We start from the raw sequence: 2,086 nt of genomic DNA on the forward strand, positions 1-2,086 counted from the left end.
TCATTTCCTTTTAATTTATATCCCATATTGTTGCTCTCATTGATATTTTTCACTATTTAAGATGATTTTGCAGTTGTCTTTGTTTTGTATGTTTTTATTGAAAAAATAAGCAGAGGAATAAAAAACAATTGAATTATAATCCCGGGTATACCTGTTAAAACAGCACCTTTTATATATATAAGCGGATTCATCTTTACACCAAACAGCTGTACTAATAAAGCAACTGTCAAGCCTGCTGCTATTCTTCCTGCAATCATTGCTAAAATCAATGAAGGCACTGCAGGTAATTTCATCCTTCTTGTAAAAACAGAGGCAGCAAAGGCATATGTGCCAAGCTCAAACATCATAATAACTGCCATGGGAAATAAAACAGGCATACCTGTTAATACGCTGCTTACAAGGGGTGTAATGATTCCCAAGCTCAGGGCTAATGAAGGTGAAAGCAAGAATCCCCCAATTAAAACAGGTATATGCATAGGCAAAGCTATTTGACCTGTAAGCCCAAATAAATGAAATATCATTGGAAGTATTAATCCTGTTGCTAGCAAAAGCCCGCCTAAAACAATTTCTTTTGTTGTAATTTTATTATTCATAAACGTATCTCCTGATTTCTATTATTTTTATAGGTTTGTTTTACAAAAAAAACCATGAAAATTAACGTGTTAACCTTCATGGTTTTTTTCATTCAATATTTTTTTCATTGTAGATGTAAGTTCGTTGAAAATAGTTTTAAACTGCATGTCTTCCAGGCCAACGACATCTATGTTGCACTTGCTTACAGGAAGGAGAAGTTTTCTCGCCGGGCTGCTCGCTATTGCCTCAGACATCTTAGGGCTTATTTCACCCATCATAGAATTGGCGGCTATTATGGCCAGCGGTCCTATAATAATGTCAACTTTCATACAGTTCCATGCTATTGCATTTTCTCCCGTCGCTCCTTCATGGGCTCCGGATTTCAACATGTTGGAAGTGGCTTGAGAGTTAGTGCCCAGGGCGATGATTTCAATATCACTGCTGTTCAAAGACTTCAATCTTTCAACTACCTGGCTTCCGATTCCTCCGCCCATTCCATCTATAACGGCTATTTTCATAATAAACCTATGCTTTCTAAAAAATTCTTTATTCCTGACTTTAGTTCATCTAGGTCATTTGTCTTAAGTGACAGAGTTTCAACAGGACACATTCCTGTTTTATCTCGGTTTATTATATATGGAGCTGATTCATCATACTCCAAAATCATTGGTGAATCCTTCAAGACTGCTAATGCATTTTCTGAAATGAGATGCGTGTGCAGTTCTTTGATTTTAGCATATTTACAAAGCATTGCAGCAGCCTTGCCTGTAACCTTGTCTGCAACGCTTGAACCTTCAAGTTCATCTTTAAGCTGTTCAACAGCGGTAAATAATGGTTTGATTCCTATTCCTGTGCTTGAGAAGACAAGTTTCCCATTCTTGACTATTGCCAAAGAAAGTTTTTCATTTTCCAAAAACTCTTTAGCCATGTCAATGTCTTTCATTTAATCAGCTCCTTAAAAATAATGACCAATTAATTTGCTTAATTGATCCTGCGATTATTTAGTAAATTTCATTCGTTGCGTTTGACCTACCAGCAATCTGTCCTTCCCTATCAGTCAGACATATTTGTTAGGTAATTGGCGGAAGAGGTGGGATTTGAACCCACGTGCCCCGGAAGGCAACCGCATTTCGAGTGCGGCTCGTTATGACCACTTCGATACTCTTCCATAATATTGCAGAAGCTAAGATTAAATAACAGTATAAGTTTATCCAAAACAAACTTTTTTGTCAACACATATTGAGATAAAAATTAAAAAGGAGGGTTTCCCCTCCGGATTATTCCCCGAATATTTCTTTTTTCAGCCTTTGGCCTGTTGGTGTTATTGCAATTCCTCCCATTGCAGTTTCTCTTAGCTCTGAAGGAAGTGCCTTTCCTACCTTGTGCATTGCCCATACTACTTCATCAAACGGGATTTTACTTTCTACACCGCTCATGGCCAAATCTGCAGTTGTAAGTGCGCTCACTGTTCCTGCAATGTTTCTCTTGGCGCATGGAACCTCTACAAGTCCTG

Annotated in this window: 4 protein-coding genes and 1 tRNA gene; all 5 read right to left on the reverse strand. The window is 37.8% G+C overall.

Translation table 11 applies throughout. From position 1 onward, the window contains the following. Positions 1 to 56: 56 nt before the first annotated feature. Complete coding sequence (locus BN358_RS09945) at positions 57 to 593, reverse strand: ECF transporter S component (RefSeq protein WP_019229100.1); 537 nt, start codon at positions 591 to 593, stop codon at positions 57 to 59. A 69-nt stretch (positions 594 to 662) separates the two neighbouring features. Then, a complete protein-coding gene (locus tag BN358_RS09950) occupies positions 663 to 1,091 on the reverse strand; it encodes a DUF3842 family protein (protein WP_019229101.1) in 429 nt (142 codons plus the stop codon). Beyond that, complete coding sequence (locus BN358_RS09955) at positions 1,088 to 1,516, reverse strand: DUF1893 domain-containing protein (RefSeq protein ID WP_019229102.1); 429 nt, start codon at positions 1,514 to 1,516, stop codon at positions 1,088 to 1,090. The genes BN358_RS09950 and BN358_RS09955 overlap by 4 nt, the downstream gene beginning before the upstream one ends. A 136-nt stretch (positions 1,517 to 1,652) precedes the next feature. Next, positions 1,653 to 1,741: transfer RNA gene (locus BN358_RS09960), tRNA-Ser, on the reverse strand. A gap of 109 nt (positions 1,742 to 1,850) precedes the next feature. Then, positions 1,851 to 2,086 (reverse strand): L-serine ammonia-lyase, iron-sulfur-dependent, subunit alpha (locus BN358_RS09965; protein ID WP_040582339.1); only part of this gene is annotated, 236 nt, incomplete at its 5' end.

Source organism: Sedimentibacter sp. B4, assembly GCF_000309315.1.
Classification (GTDB): Bacteria; Bacillota; Clostridia; order Tissierellales; family Sedimentibacteraceae; genus Sedimentibacter; species Sedimentibacter saalensis.

What these genes read in the sequence shown, in the direction of transcription:
- BN358_RS09950 (WP_019229101.1), bottom strand. Translation starts at nt 1,091, where the DNA reads ATGAAAATAGCCGTTATAGATGGAATGGGCGGAGGAATCGGAAGCCAG.
- BN358_RS09945 (WP_019229100.1), bottom strand. Translation starts at nt 593, where the DNA reads ATGAATAATAAAATTACAACAAAAGAAATTGTTTTAGGCGGGCTTTTG.
- BN358_RS09955 (WP_019229102.1), bottom strand. Translation starts at nt 1,516, where the DNA reads ATGAAAGACATTGACATGGCTAAAGAGTTTTTGGAAAATGAAAAACTT.